We start from the raw sequence: 2,789 nt of genomic DNA, 5'->3' as shown, positions 1-2,789 counted from the left end.
GGTGCGGGCGGTGCCGGAGGGCGCGGCGATCCGAGCGGAGTTGACCACGGGCGAGAGCCTCCGGGCCGACCTGCTGGTGGCCGCCGACGGGGCGCGCTCGCGCCTGCGGGAGGCGGCGCGGATCGGCTGGGTCGGCTGGTCCTATCCGCAGGTCGGGATCGTCGCTACGATCGGGCATGCCCGGCCGCACCAGGGCCGAGCCTTCGAGCATTTCCTGCCCGCCGGCCCCTTCGCGATCCTGCCCCTGCGGGATGGCGGGTCGCTCGGCCACCGCTCCTCGATCGTCTGGACCGAGCGGGCCGACGAGGCCGACGCGCTGCTTTCGGGCGAGCCCGACGCGGTGCTGGCCGAGATCGAGCGCCGGTTCACCCTGGATTTGGGCGCGCTGGCCCTGGAGCACGGGCCGAGCCGGCACCCGCTGGCCTTCGGCATCGCCCGGGCGTTCCGGGCGGAGCGGCTGGCGCTGCTCGGCGATTCGGCCCACGTCATCCACCCGATCGCCGGGCAGGGCCTCAATCTCGGCCTGGCGGACGCCGCGGCTTTGGCCGAAGCGGTGACCGGCGCCCTGCGGCTCGGGCTCGATCCCGGCAGCCCGGACGTGCTGCGGGCCTACGAGCGCGCCCGCCGGTTCGACAGCTTCGCCATGGCGGCGGCCACCGACGGGCTGAACCGGCTGTTCTCCAACGACGCCCTGCCGCTGCGGCTCGCCCGCGACCTCGGCCTCGGGATCGTCGACCGCCTGCCCGGTCTCAAGCGGTTCTTCATCGGCGAGGCCGCGGCCTCCCGGGGCACGCGGCCCAGGCTGATGCGGGGGGAGGCGCTGTGAGGGATTGCATGCCAACGGGTCTGCGGTTCGACAACAGGCGCCGTCCAGACATGACACGCGCGCCGTCGCTCCCGAAGTTCTGATGCTCGCAGGTCGGCATCTGTGAGGCGCAACACGCCCCCTCTCCCGTGCGGGAGAGGGTTGGGGTGAGGGACCAGGTCTCTTCGGAGAGGTCGCACCCCTCACCCTGTCCCTCTCCCGCACGGGAGAGGGGACCCGCGCTTCGTGCGACACCTTTTGGCTTCGCTACCCGATCAATGAGGAGGAGCGGCGCACGGTCTCGAGCTTGGCAGGCTCAGGCCGTCTGCCCTGCTCTTCGCTCGCTCACCCACCGCGCCGCGTCGGCCCGGGGGGCGACCACGTCGGTGTCGGTGCGCAGCTGCGGGCTGTAGGCCGGGTCGTCGGTCAGCACGTCGTGCCAGCGGCGCAGGAAACGGGAGATCTGGGAGCCCGGGGCGAAGCTGGTCTGCCGCGAGGCGCTCTCGTGGTGCGCCATCTCGGCGAACGGCGTGTAGACGATGCGGTAGCCGAGCATCCGCAGCTTGAAGCACAGGTCGACGTCGTTGAAGTCGAGGGCGAAGCTCTCGTCGAAGCCGTTCACCGCTTCCAGCACCGCCTTGCGCGTGGCGAACAGCGCGCCCGTCACCGACGAGCAGTCGCGATGCGCCAGCGCCCAGTCGCCGTAGGTCGGCTCGGCCGCGTCGCGGTTGTACCAGGGATGGGCGCAGACATCGAAGATGCCGCCGAACATGCCGGCATGCTGGATCTTGCCGCTCGGGAACAGCAGCCGCCCGCCGACGCCGCCGACGCCGCGGTCGAGCGCGAAGGTCAGCAGCGCCTCGATCCAGCCGGGGCGGCGCACCACGAGGTCGTCGTTCATCAGGATGACGAGGTCGGTCTCGGCGGCGCGCCAGAGGGTATTCATCTTGGCCGCGTAGTTGAACGGCGCGCCCTCGGGCCGCGTGGTGAGCAGGCGGGTCACCGCGAACCGGTCGGAGCGGCCCCGGTAGATCGCGTCGTCGGTCTTGTCGTCGCCGATCAGCACCCGGATCCGGTCCGCCGGGTAGCTGCTGCGGGCGAGGCTGTCGAGGAAGGTGATGACGTGCGGCTTGGCGCCCGCGATCGGGCTCCCGTCCTCGTTCCGGGGCCGGGTCTGGGCGGTGGGCACCACCAGGGTCACGACTGGGCGCGCATCGAGGCTGCGGCGGATCTCCAGCGTGTCCGGAGTCAGGCCGGGGGCGGTGCGCAGGGACGCGCCCGAGCCCTGGAACCAGCGGTCGAGCACGTCGGCGCGGGCGGCGCGCTTCGCCTTCGGGCGGGCGAGCGGCGAGGCGATCAGCGTCTGCGGGATCCGGTCGATGCCGACGCCCGCCGAGAGCGCGTCGAGCAGCAGCCGGAACCAGGCGGCGTTGCCGGTACGCCGGCCGAAATCCGGGGTCAGGCCTGCCAGGGCCGAGACGCGGATCACCAGCGGGAAGCCGATATAGTCGTCGGCCATGAGGAGTGCCGGGTTGAAGGCCGGCTTGCAATGGACGCTGCGGACCTGGCCCGCGCCGTCCACCACGGCGTCGTCGCCGTAGAAGATGCCGATATCCGGCCGCTCGGCCATGGCGGCCAGGATCGGCGCGAACAGGTCCGGGTGCAGTTCGGACGCCGCAGGGGCCACGAACACGGCCCGGCAGGCGGGAAGCTGGCCGGCGGCGACCTGGCCGAGCTTGCGCTCGTCGACCGGGTGGAAGCGCTCGTCGAGGGGCAGCGGCAGGATCGCGTCCGGCCAGGCGCGCGCGCTCCAGGAGGCCGACGGGGCCGGGACCGGCTTCTTGTTCAACACGGATCGCGTCTCCCGGGCGTCAATTGCGTTCGGCTGCGAGGAGCCGGCTGACGCTCGCCTCCATGGCGGCGGCCACCGCGCCGATCGACAGGCGCTCGCGGATCCGGGCGCGGATCGGCGCCGCGCAGATAC

Annotated in this window: 2 protein-coding genes; one reads left to right on the top strand and one right to left on the bottom strand. The window is 72.7% G+C overall.

Annotated features, from left to right (window positions below):
• Window positions 1–826 (top strand): FAD-dependent monooxygenase (locus FV228_RS25895; protein ID WP_246694032.1); only part of this gene is annotated, 826 nt, incomplete at its 5' end.
• A gap of 295 nt (window positions 827–1,121) precedes the next feature.
• On the opposite strand, the gene FV228_RS25890 is transcribed toward FV228_RS25895, so the two are convergent.
• Window positions 1,122–2,657 carry a glycosyltransferase gene (locus FV228_RS25890; RefSeq protein ID WP_147857160.1) on the bottom strand — a complete coding sequence of 512 codons (1,536 nt, stop codon included), beginning with the start codon at window positions 2,655–2,657 and terminating at the stop codon, window positions 1,122–1,124.
• Window positions 2,658–2,789: the final 132 nt, after the last annotated feature.

The organism is Methylobacterium sp. WL18 (genome assembly GCF_008040015.1).
In the GTDB taxonomy this organism is placed as follows: Bacteria; Pseudomonadota; Alphaproteobacteria; order Rhizobiales; family Beijerinckiaceae; genus Methylobacterium; species Methylobacterium mesophilicum.
This window is presented reverse-complemented; position numbering and strand designations above follow the sequence as displayed.